Raw genomic sequence first — 20910 nt, forward strand, 5'->3', positions numbered from 1 at the left:
TATCAACAACAAACATGAGCGAAAAACATATTGACCTGGGCGAGCAAAGCGACGTTGAAGTTTACGGCGCCAGGGTACATAACCTTAAAAACATTGATGTTTCATTTCCGCGTAACCAGTTGGTGGTTATTACGGGGCTAAGCGGCAGCGGTAAATCATCGCTGGCTTTTGATACCATTTATGCCGAAGGGCAACGCCGTTATATGGAAACATTTTCGGCTTACTCGCGCCAGTTTATGGGCGGCATGGAGCGGCCGGATGTTGACAAGGTATCGGGCCTGAGCCCGGTTATCGCTATCGAGCAAAAAACAACCAGCAAAAACCCGCGCTCAACGGTGGGTACCATTACCGAGATCTACGATTTTATGCGTTTACTGTTTGCGCGCTCGGGCGAGGCTTACTCGTACGTAAGCGGCGAGAAAATGGAACGCATGAGCGAGGACCAGATCCTGAAAACCATCTCGGAGCGCTTTGACGGGCAACCGGTAAACATCCTGGCCCCGGTTGTAAAGGCACGTAAAGGCCACTACCGCGAACTGTTTGAGCAGATACGCAAGCAAGGTTATTTAAAGGTGTACGTTGATGGCGCTATTGTTGATGTGGAGCCCAAAATGCAGCTCGACCGTTACAAGATCCACGATATTGATATTGTAATTGACCGCCTTGTGGTTAGCGAAGCTGATAGCAAACGTTTATACACTTCCATAGCATCAGCATTAAAAACAGCTAAAGGTATTATCCGCATAGCGGATAAAGACAACAACGTAGCTTATTTTAGTAAATATTTGATGGACCCGGTATCGGGCATTAGCTATGATGAGCCGCAGCCAAATACTTTTTCCTTCAACTCGCCTTATGGCGCTTGCGAGAAATGTACAGGTTTGGGTTATATTTTTGAGGTGGATGAGGCTTCGGTAATACCCAACCCCAAATTAAGCATCATGAACGGTGGCCTTGCCCCGCTAGGCGAATATCGCGAAACATGGATATTCCAGGTATTGAAGGCGCTGGGTAAAAAATTCGACTTCTCGCTATCTACTCCTATTGAAAAACTAGAACGCGAAAAGCTGGACATTATCCTGAATGGCACTACCGAAATGGTAAACGTGTCCGTTGAGTACAACAAATGGAATGTACAAAGCTACCAGATCACTTTCGATGGTATCATCCGCATGCTGGAAGAGCAACAGGAACGCCGCGGCGATGAAGGCATGGATGACATGGAGAACTACCGTGTGCTTAAAACCTGCCCTACCTGTGATGGCGCGCGCCTGAAAAAAGAATCGTTGCACTTCAAGGTGGATAACAAAAACATCTTCGAGCTGGCTACTATGGATATCCGCACCCTGCAGGAATGGTTCACCAACCTGGAGGATAGATTGACCGAGCGCCAGAACGTCATCGCCAAAGAAATATTAAAAGAGATACGCGCCCGCATTGTGTTTTTGATGGATGTGGGGCTGAGCTATTTAACTTTAGATCGCACAGCCAAAACCCTTTCTGGTGGTGAGGCGCAACGTATCCGTTTAGCTACGCAGATAGGTTCGCAACTGATGAACGTAATGTACATTTTGGATGAGCCGAGCATTGGCCTGCACCAGCGGGATAACGAGCGTTTAATAAACGCCCTGAAAAATCTGCGCGACCTGGGCAATACCGTATTGGTTGTTGAGCATGATAAAGACATGATACTGGAAGCCGACCACGTGATAGATATGGGTCCGGCGGCTGGTGTGCATGGTGGCACCGTTGTAGCACAGGGCACACCTGCCGAGTTGATGGCTACTAATACGTTAACCACCTCTTACATTAACGGCAAGCGCGAAATTGAAGTACCCAAAAAACGCCGTGAAGGTAATGGTAAAGTACTGTCGCTTAAAAAAGCTACCGGCCATAACCTGAAAAAGGTAAGTGTTGATTTCCCGTTAGGGAAACTTATCGGCGTTACAGGGGTATCGGGCAGCGGTAAATCAAGTCTGATCACCGAGACTTTATACCCGGTTTTAAACCACCATTTCTTCCGTGCTAAAAAGCATCCGCTGCCTTTTGACAAAATTGAAGGACTGGAGCATATAGATAAAGTTATTGAGATAGATCAAACCGCCATTGGCCGTACCCCGCGTTCAAACCCGGCTACTTATACCGGCGTGTTCTCGGATATCCGTAACCTGTTTGTGGCCCTGCCCGAGTCAAGGATCCGTGGTTATAAACCGGGCCGTTTCTCGTTCAACGTAAAAGGCGGCCGTTGCGAAACCTGCCAGGGCGCGGGCATGAAGGTGATAGAAATGAACTTTTTACCCGATGTGCAAGTGCCTTGCGAAGAATGTGGCGGCAGACGCTACAACCGTGAAACGCTGGAAGTACGCTACAAAGGCAAATCCATCAGCGACGTATTGGATTTGAGTATTGAGGATGCCGTTCCGTTTTTTGAGCATATCCCGTCCATCCACCGTAAAGTCAAAACCTTGCTGGATGTTGGCTTGGGCTATATCACCCTCGGTCAATCATCAACTACCCTATCGGGCGGCGAAGCACAGCGTGTAAAGCTGGCTACCGAACTTTCTAAAAAAGATACCGGTAATACTTTCTATATATTAGATGAACCGACAACAGGCTTGCATTTTGAGGATATCAACGTATTGCTGGGCGTGCTTTACCAACTGGTTGATAAAGGCAATACCGTATTAGTAATTGAGCACAACCTGGATGTAATTAAGGTAGTTGACCATGTGATAGATCTTGGCCCCGAAGGCGGCTCTGGCGGCGGTACTATTCTTTACTCGGGCACACCGGAAGGTTTGTGTAAAGTGAAAAACAGCTTTACCGGCCAGTTTTTGAAGAAGGAGATGGGGTTGTAAACCCTTCGCTATAAAACAAAACGTATATAATTTTGTACAGTATACCGGGCAAGTCAAAAGCTTGCCCGGTTTTTTTGTAACATTGCACAAATATTTGCTGCCTTGACCCAGTCTGCCAAGAAATTTCTGTCGTATTTTTTGAAAGCCGCCATACTGGTGCTGGCGTTTACGTTTATCTATCGTAGGTACCTACAGAAAGGCGATGGGCTAAAGCAATTCCAGGATTCGGCCGCGCGGCTTGACCATAACCATGTAGTAACCATCATGGCTTTTGTAGTGCTACTCATGCTGGCCAATTGGGTAACCGAAGCCGCCAAATGGCGTTACCTCACCCGTCAGCTGGCACCCATCAGCTTATGGAAAGCCATCGAAGGCGTTTTTTGCGGATTAACCTGGGCCATCTTCACCCCTAACCGTATTGGCGAGTACGGCGGGCGCGTAATGTTCCTCCCCCCGCGCAAGCGCATCCATGGCGTGTTTGCTATGGCGGTCGGCTCTTTCGGTCAGAATGTTATAACGAATGTATTAGGTGTAAGCGCGTTGCTGTGGTTTATCTACACCTTCAAAAATTTCGATCCCTGGATATCGGTAAGTGTCAGTATGATCGGCATTGTATTTATATTGCTTTTCCTGGTGCTTTACTTTAATATCAAATGGCTGGTTTGGCTGCTCAACAGCATTAAGTTTCTGCATAAGTACCATCGTTTTTTTGACATCATGGGTGCTTACAAGTTCATGCAGCTGTTAAAGATCATGGGCTTTTGCTTAACGCGATTTTTCATATTCTCGTTTCAGTATTACCTGGTTATACATTTGCTGATACCGTCTATCCCGTTTTACGATGTGCTATTGATGGTGTTTATGGTATTTTTTATCCAGTCGGCCCTGCCATCTCTGGATTTTCTGGATATTGCTGTTCGTAGTGCCGCTGCTACCACCATTTTTGCTTATGTAACCGATCAGCAGGTGGCTATTATAGCGGCCTTTACCTCTATTTGGCTTATTAACTTAATTATTCCTGCTATTTTAGGCTCGGTGTTTATTTTTAAATTGAATTTCTTTGATAGAAACGTATAGTGTTGTTTGTTTTTTATTGACCGGCTTGTACCTGGCGCTGGTAATTTACCTGGTAAAAGGGTGGATAAATCTTAAACGCCCGCTTGTAAACACAGTTAACTTTAAAACCAGGGTAACGGTTCTGATAGCCGCCCGCGACGAAGAAGCACGCATACACCTCACTATTGAAGACATACTGGCACAGGATTACCCGAAGGAATTAACCGAGTTTATTATTGTTGACGACCACTCTACCGATCGCACCGCCCAGATCATCAGCAGTTATGCCCATCGCGGTATTAAATTATTACAACTTAACGAGGCCGGGGCGCTAAACTCCTACAAAAAAAAAGCTATCGCTACAGCTATCACGCTTTCAACCGGCGAACTTATGGTGGCTACCGACGCGGATTGCCGTATGGGTCCGCAATGGTTATCCTCCATAGTGGGTTATTATGAGGCCAATAACCCGGTAATGATATCGTCGCCTGTTTCTTTTTTTGAGGAGAAAACTTTGTTTGAGCGCATGCAAACGCTTGAGTTCTCATTCCTGATAGGTGTTGGCGGGGCTTTTATCGGTCATAAGCGCGCGTCGACCTGTAACGGGGCCAATTTTGCTTACCGTAAAGATGTGTTTTATGAGGTTGGCGGTTTTAAAGGTATTGACGACCTGGCATCGGGTGATGACGAATTACTGCTGCAAAAAGTGGCCGAACGTTACCCGGGTCGCATTGGTTTTTTAAACCTCCGCGAAGCGATAGTTTACACCCACGCCAAACACACACTGAAGGAGTTCTTGCAGCAGCGCCGTCGCTGGGCATCCAAATCAACCAAATACAAAGATAAAAAAGTGGTGTTCCTGGCCCTGATGATGTGGACCTTTAACATGACCATGCTGGCCAACGTGATATTTGGCTTTTACCTGCCCGTTTTCTTTAAGTTGTTCCTGATACAATTCGGCCTTAAATATTTGTTTGAGCTGGTTTACCTATACTTTATAGCTACCTTTTTTAAACGCCGCGAACTGCTGGCCCTGTTGATCGTAGTGGCACCGTTGCATATCATATACCTGGCCTACTTAGGGGTGATGACCAATGCCAAGAGGTATTATTGGAAGGGAAGAATGGTAAGGTAGAGATATCCGGATCATACTTAAGTAATTAAATCTTACAACTCCTTAAATCCTAAAAATCATAGTTTATATTTAAACCTTGGAGCAGCTTACCCCCACACAACGCACCTGGAAGGTATTTAAGCGCAATAGCTTTGCTGTGGCGGGGTTAGTATTTATTGCTGTTGCCCTGGTGGTGGCCATCCTGGGGTATTTGATAATGCCTGATGATACGCCACTGGCCAACAATCAAACCATACAGATAAGCCTTAAAAAGCCCGGCAGCACTTTCATGATGCTGCGCCTTAAAAAGCCGGAGCAGGTTGATACCGTTAACCTGATTACCAAAATGCTTTACGGGCAGCCGTCGTTTTACCGGGATATTCCTATCACCGGTTATAAATTCGGGCGCAACTCTATAACTGTAAACGAATACATCGGCGATGAGGATAAGCCCGAGCAAAAAACCTATCAGCTGCCGTCAAACTCATCAGCACAACTCATTTATAAAACTTTTGTTTTGGGTACCGATACTTACGGACGCGATATGTTGAGCCGGTTGATATTGGGCACCCGTATTTCACTTTCGGTGGGATTGATGGCTGTATTGATCAGCCTGCTTATCGGTGTAACCGTTGGGGCGATAGCCGGCTACTTTGGCGGATGGATAGATGCCTGCCTAAGCTGGCTCATGAATATACTTTGGGCCTTACCGGCACTGCTACTCGTCATTGCCATTTCCTTTGCTTTAGGTAAAGGTTTATGGCAGGTTTTTATTGCAGTAGGCCTTTCTATGTGGGTTGAAGTTGCGCGCTTAGTACGCGGACAAGTGATCAGCCTGAAACAAACCGAATATGTTGAGGCTGCGCGTTCATTGGGCTATAGCAACGCGCGCATTATCAGCAAACACATTTTACCTAACATGGCTGGACCGATACTGGTGATGGCGGCATCAAATTTTGCTTCGGCTATTTTGTTGGAAGCGGGGCTGAGTTTCCTCGGTTTCGGCGCGCAGCCACCCATGCCTACCTGGGGCAGCATGATCAAGGAGCATTACGGGTATATCATTATGGATGCTGCCTACCTGTCAATCATCCCCGGTTTGGCTATCATGCTGATAGTGTATGCTTTTAATTTAATTACGGTTGGCTTGCGCGACGCGTTCGACATAAAATCGCAAAGCGCTCGTGTTTAAATTATTTTTTTTGCATACATTAGTGTCGTTCAGCCCCCAAAATGCAAGACATCGACCAATCCTCAGGTGAAGATGAATTAATAAGACTGTTGCTAAAACGGCAGTCGGAGTTAAACTCCTTGCTGGAGGTTACCAGGGCTATTAATAAAAACACATCAACCCCGGTATTGATCCAAATGCTGGAGGTTATCCTTCAAAATTACTTACAGGTAGGGCAGTTCAGGTTTTTGATAGAGAAGGACCGCAACTACGTTTGCATATCAAAATACGGCGGCGATATTGAGCCTACGGTAGCCCTGAACAAGGCCTGCGCTACCATGAGTAAGGTAAAAGTGCCCGAATCATTGGAGGGCAACACCAACCCTATTTTAAGCAAATACAACTACTTCATCCCCATATACCATAAAAGTAAAGCGCTGGCTTTTGCCCTGATAGGCGATTTCAATACCTCGGGCGAAATGCTAAGCAATGATCTTAACTTTATACAAACCCTGATAAACGTGGTTGTGGTGGCGCTGGAGAACAAAAAGCTATTCCGCGAACGCTTACAGTCTGAACGTTTGCAGCGCGAAATGGAGCTGGCTGCCGAGGTGCAAAGCATGCTCATTCCGCTACGTGTACATAAAGAATTAAGTGTTGAGGTAGGCTCAAAATACCTGCCCCACCAAAACATTGGTGGCGATTATTTTGATTTTATCCGCTTAAACGATCATGAGTTTTTATGGTGCATTGCCGACGTATCGGGCAAAGGTGTTTCGGCAGCTTTGTTGATGGCCAACTTCCAGGCCAGTTTGCATGCCTGGGCCGCGGTGGAGGATGACCTGACCAATATTATTGACCGCCTGAACAGAAAAGTGGTTGACAACACCAAGGGCGAGCGCTTTATCACCCTGTTTCTAGCCAAATACAACGAGAAAACCCGCAAGCTTAACTATATCAACGCGGGGCATAACCCCACCATTTTATACAGCCACGGCGAGGCCATACAGCTTAAACTGGGCACCACTATGATAGGCGCTTTTGAAGAGCTGCCGTTTTTAAACGAGGGCGAGATTGATATTGATCCGGGCAGCCTGGTGGTTAACTACACCGATGGCCTGCTTGATTTTGAGCCTTACGGCGACAAGGTTTGGGACGAAGACGGACTGCTTGATTTTGTGATGGAAAACGGCGAGCTCACCCCCGATGACTTTAACCAAAACCTGTTAGATCATTTGAATTATACCATTAAGGGTAAACCGATTGATGATATTACGTTGTTGACTTTAAGGATATTTTGAAAATTTGCCAATCGGGGTGCGCCACTTTTAAAGTGGCGCACTTGGCGCACCTGATTTTTATAACTATTTAAAAAACAAATAGTTATCCAAAAAAGCGGCGCAATGCGGCGCACTCGCAACATTTCATCAAATAGCTGATTATAAGCCATTTAATACCTTATCCATCAATGTAACTTTTCAAAGTGGCGCACCCTGAACGCGTGATTTTGCATATTGAGTTTATATCCTAATCTGCTATTTTTGCACCTACGTTTCAAGCCCATGTTGTTAGCACGTTACCAGCACGATTTTTTAGAAGCCGGATGCGATGAGGCCGGTCGCGGTTGCCTTGCGGGGCCCGTGTTTGCTGCTGCTGTAATTTTGCCGCATGATTTTGACCATCATTTGCTTAACGATTCCAAGCAGATCCCGGAAGAAATTCGCTATGCCCTGCGTGCCGAAATTGAGGAAAAAGCTATAGCTTACGCTGTAGCATCATGCGATAACCTGGAGATTGACGAGATCAATATTTTGAACGCTTCCTTCCTGGCCATGCACCGGGCTATTGCCAAACTGCATTTAACGCCTGAGTTTTTAATTATTGATGGCAATCGCTTTAATAAATACGAGGGCATCCCCCATGCTTGTGTGGTACAAGGAGACGGTAAATACTTCAGCATCGCGGCAGCATCAATATTGGCAAAAACCTACCGCGACGACTACATGAAGCAAATAGCCGCCGAACACCCTGAATACGATTGGCATAGTAACAAAGGCTACGGCACCATCAAACATCGCAAAAATATCCTCAAACACGGCTACACACCCTACCATCGCCGATCGTTCAAAGTAACGCTGGAAGAGGAGGGCCTTTCTATACAAGTATTGTAATTTTTCCTTTTTAAACCGGTTTGCCGTTGCCCTGCCTTGGTTGGTAGCGGCAAAAAAATTATATTTGGTACAAACCCCAGGCGCCTTGAAGATACTGCTATTAACCCACCGTGTTCCGTTCCCGCATAACGGGGGCTATTCCATCGTGGTTTGCAATACCATCAGGGGTTTGGTTAACCTGCATCACCAGGTTACTTTACTGGCCCTTAACCCAAAGCGGAATAATGACGACCACTCGCCCGATGAGGATCTGCGCGACAGGATAAGCTACCGGGTACATGATATTGACACCTCGGTAAGCACGTTTGAGGTTGCCATGAATTTGTTTAGCCGCACCTCGTTTAACATTGACAAATATTACGATGAAGCTTTTGAAAAACTGATCATCGAAGAGCTTGACCGGGTTACGTACGATGTGATACAATTTGAGGGTTTGCTAATGTCATTATACCTGCCCGCGGTGCAAAAGCACACCAAAGCCAAACTGGTGTACCGGGCGCATAATATTGAGAACCAGTTGTGGGAACGCTTATCCCAACAAAAGATCGATCCGTTTAAAAAGTCGTACCTGCGCATGCACTCGCGCCGCATTAAAAATTACGAGCTGCAGCAGTTGGCTAAATTTGATGCGATCATCACTTTTACCCAGCAGGATAAATTGACCATAGAAAGCTACGGTGTAAAAGTGCCTATCGAAATACTTCCGGTGGGTATTGATATGAACGATTACAACCCCGACTATAGTAAAACCGAATTCCCCAGCCTGTTTTTCCTGGGGTCGTTGGATTGGCTGCCTAACCGTGAAGGGATGGAATGGTTCCTGGATAGTTTTTATAAGGAAATATGCGACGGCGACCTGATGGTAAAACTGTACGTGGCCGGCAATGACATCCCCGAACTTTTTGACGAATACGAGGCGCTTGGCAAAATATTTATCCAGGGCGAGGTTGATGATGCTTTGGAGTTTGTGAACAATAAAGCGATTATGATCGTTCCGCTGCTATCAAGCGGTGGTATGCGGGTGAAGATAGTGGAAGGTATGGCTATGCAGAAATGCATCATCTCCACCTCGCTGGGTGCCGAAGGGATACATTTTAGCAATGGCGAAAACATCATCATCGCCAACAACCGCGACGAGTTTCATGCCGCTATAAAACGCTGTATTACCGACGAGGAATACTGCAAAGCAATTGGCGCAAACGCCCGTCGTTTAATACAAACAGAGCACGACATTAACGTGGTTACCAAAAACCTGGTGCTTTTTTATAAAAAATGCTGTAAATAACTTGTTATAGCGGCATCCCGGCCCTTTAAGCTCCCCCATTTTTACTACTTTTATAGCGGTTCTTATTACTACAAACACATGAAGAATACAGCATTAACTGAAATACACCAAAACTTAGGCGCAAAGATGGTTCCCTTTGCGGGTTATAACATGCCGGTACAATACGCAGGCATCAACGCCGAACACGAAACCGTTAGAAAAAGCGTAGGCGTGTTTGACGTAAGCCACATGGGCGAGTTTATCCTGAAAGGCGAAAACGCCCTCGACCTGATACAACGCGTTACCAGTAACGACGCCAGTAAATTATACGATGGCAAAGTACAATACTCATGCCTGCCTAACGAAGACGGCGGTATTGTTGACGACCTGCTGGTTTACCGCATTGACGACAAAACCTTCATGCTGGTAGTTAATGCCTCAAACATTGAAAAAGACTGGAACTGGATCTCGAAATTCAACACCGAAGGTGTGGATATGAAAGATATTTCAGACCGCACCTCCCTGCTTGCTGTACAAGGCCCTAAAGCTGCCGAAGCCCTGCAATCTCTTACCGATATTGATCTGGCTTCGATGGAGTATTACACCTTTAAAAAAGGCACATTCGCGGGTATTGATAACGTAGTGGTATCGGCAACCGGTTACACCGGCGCCGGTGGCTTTGAGTTATATGTTGACAACATCAACGCCGAAGAATTATGGAACGCCGTATTTAAAGCGGGCGAAGCTTTCGGCATTAAACCTATTGGTTTAGGCGCGCGCGATACCTTGCGTTTAGAAATGGGTTTCTGCCTGTATGGTAATGATATTGACGATGCTACTTCGCCTTTAGAGGCTGGTTTGGGTTGGGTTACCAAGTTTAGCAAGGAGTTTACCAACTCTGCTGCCTTGCAGGAGCAAAAAGCGGCGGGCATTAAACAAAAACTGGTTGGTTTTGAAATGATAGACCGCGGCATACCACGCCATGGTTACGAGATTATTGATGCTGATGGCAACAACATTGGCGTTGTAACTTCGGGCACGCAGTCGCCTTCGTTGCAAAAGGCTATTGGCATGGGTTACGTGCAAAACGCTTTCGCCAAAGAGGGTAGCGAGATCTATATTAAAATTCGCGACAATAGCATCAAAGCTCAAGTTGTTAAACCACCATTTTACAAAGCTTAAAATTTGAAACGATTAGAAGTTTGCCTTACCCCGGCGCTTATCCCGCTGTATAAGGTTGAAGATTATATTGTAGTTATTATTGATATTTTTCGTGCCACCACCTCTATCACCTATGGTATAGAGAACGGTGCCGAAGCCATCATCCCGGTATCGCAGGTGGAAGAGTGCAGCGCATACCTGGCAAAAGGTTTTGATTACCTGCTGGCCGCCGAGCGTAACGGCGAAGTGGTTGCAGGCTTTGACTTTGGCAATTCGCCTTTTAGTTATACCAAGGAGAAAGTTGCCGGCAAAACCATTGTGTTAACCACTACCAATGGCACCCACGCCCTGCACTTATCCCGCCAGGCCAAGAAAGTAGTGATAGGCGCCTTTATTAATATAAGCGCGGTTTGCAACTGGCTGAAACAGCAAGACGATAACGTATTACTGGTATGCTCGGGCTGGAAAAACAATTTCAACCTGGAGGATACCCTGTTTGCAGGTGCCGTTGTTGAGCAGTTAAAAGATGCCGGTTTCCGTACAGACGACCCGGCCATTGCCGCCAACGACCTGTACGATATTGCCAAAGGCGACCTTGACGCTTACCTGCGCAAAACATCACACAGCGAACGCCTGAAAGCACTCGGTATTGAAAAAGATATTGAGTTTTGTTTGAAGCAGGATATTGCGACAGCTATACCTGTTTTGGATGGGGATAGGCTGGTGAAGTTAGGTTAGACACAGAAGCATAAATGTAAAATGCCCCGGATGGGGCATTTTACATTTATAGACAATTTTACTGATTGGCTTTGCGTTTGCGAATATTGCTGCGCCATCTAATAATTACAAATAGAGCGCCCGCTATTATCAACCATATTGGCCATGAACGAACGAGGCCGAAAAATAACATTCCCAAAACCTCCCAACCGTCAATAATGGATTGTTTAAGCTTATAGGTAAAACTCTGGCCGTTGTCTTTAACCGTTTGCTTCGAATAAAATGTAATATCCAGCGAACTAAATTCCACTTGTTTAACAAGGTAGTTTAGCTGGCCCTGAGTGGTTTCAATATCGCTGCGGATTTCACTTAGCTTATTTTCAATTTCCAACAGGTCGGATATTTTGGTACCGCGCTTTAACAGCTCGAGGTATCGGTCCTCCAGTTTTTTCTTATTGGCTAGTTGTGTGCTGATGTCAATATACTGCGTGGTAACATCTTTAATACGGATGTTCTTGGAGTCGATACTCTCGGCGGTGCCCGAAACGCTGCTTAAGAAAGCGTCAAAGCCTTTTGCCGGTACACGGGCCTTTATAAAATATTCCTTACGGCCGTTTTCTGCGCTATTAGTTTCACTTTCGTCAGAGATATATCCTCCAAGCTTTACCAGCGTGTTATAAATGATCTTACGGGTTTCCTTAACATCTGCTACCCGAAAACTTATCTCGCCTTCTTTGATTATCTTTTTCTCAACCTCCTTGCCTGGTTTATTAAGCTGGGCATTGTCTTGTGCGCCCACCATCAACTCTTTCTCAACGACAGGTGGTGGAGCCAGCTGAATATCTGTAATAGCCACCTTTTGTTCTGACGCATTTTGTCCGCATGCTGATAATATCATCATTATTACAGCAGCAATGATTACTCTTTTCATAATAGTAAGATTAGGTTAACAATAGATTGTTGTATAAAGTTAAGTCTTAATTCCACAAATGCAACAATATTGCGTTTATTATTTTGATCATAAAAAAGGCCGCGACACTAGTGCTGCGGCCTATTAAGCTCTGCTATGTAGACTAACCTACTTCAACTTCTCATTATTTTTATGTCTTTCCGCATCGCGGATGCTTTTCTTTTCCAGGTTTTTCTGCAGGGCTTCGGTTAGGTCGATACCGGTTTGGTTGGCAAGGCATATCAGTACAAACAGTACGTCGGCCATTTCATCCGCCAGGTTAACTTCGGTATCTGATTGTTTGAAGGATTGTTCGCCGTATTGCCGCGCCATAATGCGGGCAACTTCGCCAACTTCTTCCATCAGGATGGCGGTATTGGTTAGCTCATTAAAATAACGGATGCCGGTGGTTTTTATCCAGTTGTCAACTAGTTTTTGTGCCTGTTCTAAAGTCATCTTAGTGGTTCTCCTTGTCTTTAGTATCCATAATTATCGTTACCGGACCATCGTTAATCAAAGCAACTTTCATATCCGCCCCAAAAATGCCCGTAGCTGTTTTTTTGCCGGTGATGGTATCCAGCGTTTTGATCATCTGTTCATACATAGGTATAGCCTTATCAGGCCGCGCGGCGCGGATGAATGACGGGCGGTTGCCCTTTTTGGTTTGGGCGAACAGGGTGAATTGCGAAATAAGCAGGATACTGCCGCCAACATCCGCCAGGGCCTTATTCATTAGCCCATTCTCGTCGCCAAAAACGCGAAGCGAGGTTATCTTTTGCGCCAGCCATTGCAGGTCGTCTTCGGTATCGGCGTCTTCAATACCCAGAAGTATCATAAAGCCATTTTCTATTTGGCCGGTTATGTTGCCCTCAACCGTGCAGCTGGCCTGGGTTACGCGTTGTATAACTGCTCTCATGGGGTGCAAAATAATTAAAAAACCTTACGTCTCGGCAGGGTCTCTCGAAGAGGACCCTGCGTGGCACCGGGAGTACGCAACGTCAGGGTCCTCTTCGAGAGACCCTAACGGGACAGGAAAATATAGAAAAGCTATGTCATTTCGACGAGGTACGAGTAGAAATCTTGTACCTGCGAATTAGCAAAGCGTATAAGACCTCTGTATATCGTTCGAGATGACATATTGGGTGGAGTATTACTGCACCATCACCGCGATACTCGGCGTTCTGTCGCTTTCGTTTTTGATCTTATCAATAGCGGTAACTACGTACAAATAGGTTTTGCCACGTTGGGTTGTAGTATCAACAAAGCTGGGTTCGGCACCGTATTGTATGCGTAAAATGTTGCGCGGGTCGCCAATGTCAATTTTTTCTTCGTTTTCAAAGCGGTAAATCACGTAGCCAAAAATCGGCTCGTTATCCTTAGCCGGCAGCGGGGTTTCCCACCTTAAGGCTACGTGCCTGTTGTTCATAATTTTGGTGGCCATTAGGTTGCGCGGCACATTAGGCGCCACCGAATCAAGCCATAACATAACAGGCGGCAGGGCCGGGTATTTATAATAATTGTTCTTTAACGAATCCGTAAACCCAAGCCTGTTGTCCGTTAACGATGTGGAGCTGAAGTAAACACTGCCCTGTACCCGCGGGTTTTGACGCAGGTAATTGATCTGATCAGGCACTTCGCGCGCGCGCTTGAAGTTGGTTACCATGCGCTCGTTAATACGGTACGCGGCCTGGCCAATGTATAAATGGTGGTTATTGGTGTTATTACTCCACCAGTCTACCAGTTTAGTAAAATCGGCAGCAGGGTAGCCAATGGGCCAGTATATCTGGGGATTAATATAATCTATCCAACCCTCGCGTATCCATTTGCGGGTGTCGGCATATAGTTCGTAGTACGAGTTGCCGCCGCGGGTTTGCGATCCTTCCGGGTTTTGCGCTATGTTGGCCCATATCCCCGAAGGGCTGATGCCAAACTTCATGTTAGGCTTATGCTTGTGTATGCTATCCGCCAGCATTTTTATCAGCTTGTTTACATTGTCACGTCGCCAGTCGCGTATGTCCTCAAACTCGCCGCCGTATTGCTTAAAAGTTTCGGCATCGTTTATCTTCTGCCCCGCAATAGCGTATGGGTAAAAATAATCGTCCATGTGTATGCCGTCTACATTATAGTTATCAACCACGTTTAAAATGATCTTTACAATATACTCGCGCACCTCGGGTATGCCGGGGTTGAACTGTTTTTTCCCGCCATAAATAAAAAACCACTCGGGTCTTTTATTGGTGATATGATCGGGGGTTAGCAGGTAATATCTTCCGTCATTTGATGCGCGATATGGGTTGAACCAGGCATGCAATTCCATGCCACGTTTATGGGCCTCTTCAATAGCAAAATCTAAAGGATCATAAAACGGGTACGGCCCCTGCCCTTGTTTGCCATTCAGCCAGCGCGACCATGGTTCGGTACTTTTACTGTAAAAAGCATCAGCCGCCGGCCTTACCTGGAACATTACCGCATTGATGCCCGTTTTCTCGTGTGCATCTAAAATGCCGGTTAGTTGTTGCTTTTGCTGCTCGGTAGTTAAGGTTACACTTTTCGGCCAGTCAATATTTTCAACAGTAGCTATCCATACGCCTCTAAACTCGCGTTTGGGTGGGTCCAATTCCTTTTTTGCAGTATCGGTTTGGGCCTGGGCATTGCTTATAAATAGTATGGTTAACAGGAATATTACAGGGCGGAATAAATGCATCAAAACAGGTGTTTATAAAAGGTGCAAAGATATAAAACTCATTCCCGCGGCGGTTTATTATCATTAATTATTATTCAATTGTTACCTAACGCGATAAGCCGCCCGGGTACACAATTCAACAAAAAATGCGCCTTTAGTCAAAACATTATCATAAAAATTGCATTTTTACGTATATTAATAGTTAAACACTAATAAATGCCGATAGCAGATCTGTCAACTTTTATAAACACACGCTCCTTAAAACCAAGGAAATATCGTCATCAAAGCTTGCTGCACATCGTTGCTTTTATTGATCAAAATCATTAATTTCTATGGAGAACCAAACTGGACAAGCCCCTAAAAAAAATTCGAACGTCATTTATTTCCTTATTGTGGTTATAGTGGCGCTATTGGGTACCGACGTGTATTTATACATGAAAAAAAATAATTCTGATGAGCGCATTGTTCAGGCAAGTGACGAAAAAACCCGCCTGCAAACCGAATTGGATAGTTTAGAAGCACAGATTGAGCAGGTAAACGCCGGGCGTACCCGTATGACTGCCGAGTTACAAGCTAAAAACGATTCGCTAGTAACCAAGATCAAGGTACTGCGTTCGGCATTGGCAAAAGGTCAGTTAACTAAAGAAGAATTGGTAAAAGCACAGGAAGACGTAAAACAACTGCGCTACTTTGTTACCAAATATACCGCCGACATTGAAGAGCTTAAAAAACAAAATGCAAGCTTAATTACCGAACGCGATACTTTAAAAACCAACTTAAGCACCGTTAGCGAAAAAGCTACCACCCTTGAAAAACAAAACCAGGACCTAAACACCAAAGTACAGGTAGCATCGGCCTTAAAAGTGGCTACTATAAACGTGGTGGGCTACAAGGTTAAAAAGAATGGTAAAGAAAGCGACGAGACCAAAGCTAAAAACATCAACAAGTTTAAAATAAACTTTACCGTTGCAGCTAACGCCGTTGCCGAAAAATCAATGCACGATATTTACATCCGCATTATTGATCCAACCGGCAACCTGATAACCGGCACCGACGGCGGTACTTTTAACGCCGATGGCCAGGAACTACAGGCCACCTACAAAACATCTATCGATTTTAAAGATGATGGTGTGGTTTATTCGGTTGATTGGTTAAATGCCGCGCCTTTCCAAAAAGGTACTTACACCGTAATTTTATATGCTGATGGTTATACGATGGGTAAAACCGGCGTATTGCTGAAATAAGCTATTCTATAAATTATTTAAAAGCCCTTCCGATTTTCGGGAGGGCTTTTTTGTTGGAAAAAATTTGTTGTCATTTCGACGAGGAACGAGGAGAAATCTTCAACCTGAGACTTAATCGCTCGTATAGGATCTCTCCCGTTGGTCGAGATGACATTATTTATGATGTTGATTACACCTCCGTTACAGAATTTTCACCGATACAAATCCCCCGTTCGCCGAATAAAACCCGCCACTTATCTAATACCCGCCAAACGGCTGTAACGTTTTTTCGGCAGGGTCGTCTTATCAGTGTATTTAAAAACAGAAAAAAATTAATCACAACAATAACAAACTCATAATAAGATGAAAACTACAATATTAACCCTGATCGCCGCTGTAACTTTAACCGCAACAACTGCCACTTTTGCTAGCGCGAAAACTACTGATAACAACACTACTACTGTGTTAACTGATGTAACCAACATCAACAAAATTGAAGCCCGCGGTAATGTGGAGGTTTACATCACCAACGGTGCTAAAGACGAAGTAAAAGTATTTGATAACTACTACGCACAAAACGCCCTGGTACAAGGTAGCGAAGGTACCCTGCGCATTTCATCATACGCTAAAGACAAACTGGTAGTATTAGTAACCGTAACCGATTTGCGTGCCGTAGCCGCTTACGATAACGCAACCATCAAATCAAAAGGTACTTTATCAGCTTTAGAGTTAGATGTTAAATTAAACAACACTGCTTCTGCCCAACTAAAACTGGATGCCATTGCCGCTAACGTAACCGCTAACGACCGTGCAACAGCCGACCTAAGCGGTAACATTGAAGACTACACTTTAGCTTATGCGCAATCATCAACCGTTAACCGTACCGAGTTAACTGCTCAAAACCGTAACGAGCGTGTAATTGCACAACCGGTACAACTGGCCAAAACACAAACATCATTTGATGACGTGTTAGCCAGTCTATAATCTGCAAGCACTTTTAAATAAGTTCACTATATACGTTAGTTAATTAGAGCTATCCGCCTGTAAGCGGGTAGCTTTTTTGCTTTTAGGGGCCGACAAGTAAAAGTGCCACAATATCATGGTAGCCACCGTGCGGTAGGGTTGCCATTGTTGGGCTACTTCAATCATTTCCTCGCGGGATGTGGAGGCAGGGAGATTCTTTAAACGCTTTAAAGCATTAACGGCAGCTAGGTCGCCAATGGGGAACAGATCGGCGCGTTGCAATACAAACATCAGGTAAACATCCACCGTCCAGTTGCCAATGCCTTTAAGGGCTACCAGTTGGGCACGGATCTCCTCATCGGGCATTTGCTCAAAAGCCTGCAGGTTGATCTGTCCGCTTACAATGGCTTCCGCCAGGTATTTTATATAAGCTGTTTTTTGGCGACTACAGTAACAGGCTTTAAATTCTTCGTCGGTTAATAACAATACTTGCACAGGCGTTAGTTCTTCCAATCGTTCTTTTAGTTTATTTAGTGCGGATAATGCAGAGGCGAGTGATACCTGCTGCTCCAGGATAATGTGTACTAAACTTTCGAAAGTATTGGGGCGGCTCCACATAGGTGGGTAGCCGTGAATTTTGATAACGGATGCGAGATCTGCATCGGTTGCGGCTAGCTTGTCACAGATGGAGCGGAAAGTGGATTGGGTGAACTTGTTGATCATTTGTTTGTTAATTAAAAATACTAAAATATTTAGGATTTAGTTTCAACTTTTCTCAACTTTACCTACATGAACAATCTGCCGCCATTAGCCGAACGCATGCGCCCCAAAAATCTGAACGACTATGTTGGTCAGCAGCATTTGGTGGGGCCGGGTGCCGTTTTGCGCAAGGCGATTGAGAGCGGCGCGCTGCCATCCATGCTATTTTGGGGTCCGCCGGGGGTGGGTAAAACTACGCTGGCTTATATCATCTCACAATCGTTAGATAGGCCGTTCTTTTCCCTCAGTGCCATTAATTCAGGCGTGAAAGACGTGCGGGAGGTTATTGAAACTGCGTCGCGGATAAAGGACGAGGGAGGCATATTACCCGTTCTGTTTATTGATGAGATCCACCGTTTCTCTAAATCACAACAAGATTCGCTGCTAGGCGCTGTGGAACGTGGTATAGTTACGTTGATAGGTGCCACTACCGAGAATCCATCGTTCGAGGTTATCTCCGCTTTGTTATCGCGATGCCAGGTTTATATCCTGCAACACCTGGAAGAAAGCGACCTGGTGAGCTTGCTGGATAAAGCCAGTAAAGACGATATTGTCCTTCGCGATAAAACCATCACCATTAAGGAACACGAGGCCTTGCTACGCCTCTCCGGCGGAGACGCTCGCAAGCTGCTCAATATTTTCGAACTGTTGATCAACGCCGTTGGCGGTAAAAAAATTGAGATCACCAATAAAGTAGTGCTGGATAACGTGCAGCAAAACATGGCCCTGTATGATAAGGCCGGCGAGCAGCATTATGATATCATCTCAGCCTTCATCAAGTCAATGCGCGGTAGCGACCCAAATGGCGCCGTATACTGGCTGGCCCGCATGATAGCCGGTGGCGAGGACCCGCTTTTCATTGCCCGCCGCATGCTGATCTTATCTTCCGAAGATATCGGCAACGCCAACCCTAACGCTTTACTGCTAGCGCAGGCCTGCTTTAACTCGGTGCAGGTAATTGGTATGCCCGAGTCGCAATTGATCCTCTCGCAAACGGCTATTTACCTGGCAACTTCGGCAAAAAGTAATTCGGCTACTACGGCTATTGGGGCGGCTTTGAGTTTGGTGAAACAAACCGGCGATCTGCCTGTGCCTTTACACCTCCGCAACGCGCCTACCAAGCTCATGAAAAACATCGGCTACGGTAAGGATTACAAATATGCGCACAGCTACGAAGGCAATTTCATCAACCAGGATTTCCTGCCCGAAGCCGTGCGCGGAACAAAAATTTACGAACCCGGTAACAATGCCCGCGAGAACGAGTCAAAAGAAAAGTTAAAAAAACTATGGGGCGACAGGTATAAATATTAGTACCTTACCACAACTAAAACTGATCTTGCTATGATCTCTTCCTTCCTCAGGCACGAATTAAAAGCCTTTTGGCGCTCAAAAAACACGGGCAAAAGTATTGCTGTACGTATTGTAATGGGCTTGCTGATACTTTACCTCCTGTTTAGTATTTCGGTTTTAGGCATTTTTTTAGACGAGTTTTTAGAAAAAGCCTTCCCTAACGATGATCTGATCGTTTCGTTCTGCGGCATTATTTTGCTTTACTATTTGTTTGAGTTGCTATCGCGAATGCAGTTGCAGGAGCTGCCAACTTTAAGGGTACAACCCTATTTGCACTTACCGGTAAGGCGCAATATTATTGTGGGCTACCTGGCCTTGACGGCGCTGTTCTCGGTGTTCAATTTGTGGCCCATCATTTTATTCTTCCCGTTTATATTTAAGGTGATAGCGCCCGAGCAAGGGGTATTAACAGCTCTTGCGTTTGTGGTCGCTATTTTAGGTATCAGCATATTTAATAATTACCTGGCGTTGTATATTAAGCGCAAGGCCAACTTAAACGGTTGGATATTTTTAGCAGTTTCGGCGGGTTTGATATTGGTTACCATGGGCGATATGATGTGGCACCTGTATTCGGTGCGCAATATTTCTTACCTGTTCTTCGGTAACATACTAAAATACCCGGTACTGGCTTTGTTACCCGTATTATTGGGTGTTGGCATGTACGCGTTAAATTTCTTCTACCTTAAACAAAACCTGTACCTTGAGGAACTTACCAAACGTAAGGACAAATACCGCAGCAGCACCGAGTTCCCCATCCTTAACCGCTTTGGCGCAACCGGCGACCTGGTGGCTAACGAGATCAAGCTTATTTTACGTAACAAACGCCCAAAATCGGCGCTCATCATGTCGGTGTTCTTTTTGTTTTATGGGTTGATATTTTACACACAATCGAGTTTTTCTAAACACGAGTGGCCGGCTGTATTTTGCGGCATGTTTATGACGGGTATCTTCATTATCAACTACGGGCAGTTTATGTATAGCTGGCAGGCATCGCATTTTGATGGCCTGATGGTGAGTAAGGTGAGCTTTAAAAACTTTTTACGCGGCAAATATCTGTTGTTTACCAGCGTATCAACCGTTGCATTTTTACTCACTACAGCTTACGGATATTTTAGCTGGCGCATTGTGCTGATACATTTCATTATGTATTTATGGAATATAGGCGTAAACGTGAACATCATCCTGTTCTTCGCCAACCGCAATGCCCGCCGTATTGATTTGAGCAAAGGCGCGTCTTTTAACTGGGAAGGTGTGGGTGCTACGCAAATGTTGATGTCGTTCCCGCTGATGGCGGCGCCGTTTGTTATTTATATACCGTTTAATATGTTGGGAGCGCCAAATATGGCATTAGGTGCATTGGCAATTATGGGAGTGGCCGGTATAGTAACCCGCGGCTACTGGCAACAAAAACTGGAAGAAGATTTTTATAAACGAAAATATACCTTAACCGAAGGGTTTAGAAACAAGTAAT

General features: G+C 45.3%; 18 protein-coding genes. 13 read left to right on the forward strand and 5 right to left on the reverse strand.

The window, feature by feature from the left end; all coding sequences use genetic code 11:
* Positions 1 to 14 precede the first annotated feature (14 nt).
* From uvrA to AC59JT_RS13950, 9 genes are all read left to right on the forward strand, one after another.
* A complete protein-coding gene (gene uvrA, locus AC59JT_RS13910; RefSeq protein WP_497399901.1) occupies positions 15 to 2858 on the forward strand; it encodes an excinuclease ABC subunit UvrA in 2844 nt (947 codons plus the stop codon).
* 102 nt (positions 2859 to 2960) lie between these two features.
* On the forward strand, positions 2961 to 3935 hold the full coding sequence (locus tag AC59JT_RS13915; RefSeq protein WP_497399903.1) for a hypothetical protein: 975 nt from the start codon (positions 2961 to 2963) through the stop codon (positions 3933 to 3935).
* Entirely contained in the window at positions 3919 to 5049 is a 1131-nt protein-coding gene (locus AC59JT_RS13920) for a glycosyltransferase (RefSeq protein ID WP_497399905.1), read from the forward strand. Before AC59JT_RS13915 ends, AC59JT_RS13920 begins: the two co-directional genes overlap by 17 nt.
* A 76-nt stretch (positions 5050 to 5125) precedes the next feature.
* Entirely contained in the window at positions 5126 to 6220 is a 1095-nt protein-coding gene (locus AC59JT_RS13925) for an ABC transporter permease (protein WP_497399907.1), read from the forward strand.
* Between the two features lie 41 nt (positions 6221 to 6261).
* Positions 6262 to 7500, forward strand: coding sequence for a PP2C family protein-serine/threonine phosphatase (locus tag AC59JT_RS13930; RefSeq protein ID WP_497399908.1), 1239 nt, complete (start codon positions 6262 to 6264; stop codon positions 7498 to 7500).
* A 261-nt stretch (positions 7501 to 7761) separates the two neighbouring features.
* Positions 7762 to 8370: a ribonuclease HII gene (gene rnhB, locus AC59JT_RS13935; protein ID WP_497399910.1), complete on the forward strand. Its 609-nt coding sequence runs from the start codon at positions 7762 to 7764 to the stop codon at positions 8368 to 8370.
* Positions 8371 to 8455: 85 nt separating this feature from the next.
* A complete protein-coding gene (locus AC59JT_RS13940) occupies positions 8456 to 9655 on the forward strand; it encodes a glycosyltransferase family 4 protein (protein ID WP_497399912.1) in 1200 nt (399 codons plus the stop codon).
* Positions 9656 to 9733: 78 nt separating this feature from the next.
* On the forward strand, positions 9734 to 10816 hold the full coding sequence (gcvT, locus tag AC59JT_RS13945; RefSeq protein WP_497399914.1) for a glycine cleavage system aminomethyltransferase GcvT: 1083 nt from the start codon (positions 9734 to 9736) through the stop codon (positions 10814 to 10816).
* 3 nt (positions 10817 to 10819) lie between these two features.
* Complete coding sequence (locus AC59JT_RS13950) at positions 10820 to 11533, forward strand: 2-phosphosulfolactate phosphatase (protein ID WP_497399916.1); 714 nt, start codon at positions 10820 to 10822, stop codon at positions 11531 to 11533.
* 58 nt (positions 11534 to 11591) lie between these two features.
* Here the strand turns inward: AC59JT_RS13950 and AC59JT_RS13955 are convergent, their stop codons facing one another.
* The 4 genes from AC59JT_RS13955 to AC59JT_RS13970 form a co-directional block, all read right to left on the reverse strand.
* Positions 11592 to 12443: a DUF4349 domain-containing protein gene (locus AC59JT_RS13955; protein WP_497399918.1), complete on the reverse strand. Its 852-nt coding sequence runs from the start codon at positions 12441 to 12443 to the stop codon at positions 11592 to 11594.
* 147 nt (positions 12444 to 12590) lie between these two features.
* On the reverse strand, positions 12591 to 12917 hold the full coding sequence (locus AC59JT_RS13960; RefSeq protein WP_497399920.1) for a nucleotide pyrophosphohydrolase: 327 nt from the start codon (positions 12915 to 12917) through the stop codon (positions 12591 to 12593).
* Position 12918: 1 nt separating this feature from the next.
* The gene (gene dtd, locus AC59JT_RS13965; protein WP_497399922.1) at positions 12919 to 13377 is read right to left on the reverse strand and encodes a D-aminoacyl-tRNA deacylase; all 459 of its coding nucleotides are present in this window, start codon (positions 13375 to 13377) and stop codon (positions 12919 to 12921) included.
* A 234-nt stretch (positions 13378 to 13611) separates the two neighbouring features.
* A complete protein-coding gene (locus AC59JT_RS13970) occupies positions 13612 to 15165 on the reverse strand; it encodes a glycoside hydrolase family 10-like protein (protein WP_497401664.1) in 1554 nt (517 codons plus the stop codon).
* A gap of 311 nt (positions 15166 to 15476) precedes the next feature.
* On the opposite strand from AC59JT_RS13970, the gene AC59JT_RS13975 reads away from it, so the two are divergent.
* Entirely contained in the window at positions 15477 to 16388 is a 912-nt protein-coding gene (locus AC59JT_RS13975) for a DUF8428 domain-containing protein (RefSeq protein ID WP_497399924.1), read from the forward strand.
* Between the two features lie 342 nt (positions 16389 to 16730).
* Positions 16731 to 17351: a GIN domain-containing protein gene (locus AC59JT_RS13980; RefSeq protein WP_497399926.1), complete on the forward strand. Its 621-nt coding sequence runs from the start codon at positions 16731 to 16733 to the stop codon at positions 17349 to 17351.
* Positions 17352 to 17390: 39 nt separating this feature from the next.
* Here AC59JT_RS13980 and AC59JT_RS13985 read toward each other — a convergent pair whose 3' ends face one another.
* Positions 17391 to 18053 (reverse strand): DNA-3-methyladenine glycosylase family protein, encoded by a 663-nt coding sequence (locus AC59JT_RS13985; RefSeq protein WP_497399928.1) that lies wholly within the window; start codon positions 18051 to 18053, stop codon positions 17391 to 17393.
* A gap of 66 nt (positions 18054 to 18119) precedes the next feature.
* Here AC59JT_RS13985 and AC59JT_RS13990 point away from each other — a divergent pair, with 66 nt between their 5' ends.
* Positions 18120 to 19400 carry a replication-associated recombination protein A gene (locus AC59JT_RS13990; RefSeq protein ID WP_497399930.1) on the forward strand — a complete coding sequence of 427 codons (1281 nt, stop codon included), beginning with the start codon at positions 18120 to 18122 and terminating at the stop codon, positions 19398 to 19400.
* Between the two features lie 30 nt (positions 19401 to 19430).
* On the forward strand, positions 19431 to 20909 hold the full coding sequence (locus AC59JT_RS13995) for a DUF5687 family protein (RefSeq protein ID WP_497399932.1): 1479 nt from the start codon (positions 19431 to 19433) through the stop codon (positions 20907 to 20909).
* The last annotated feature ends 1 nt before the right edge of the window (position 20910 follow it).

Source organism: Mucilaginibacter sp. A3364 (assembly GCF_059690715.1).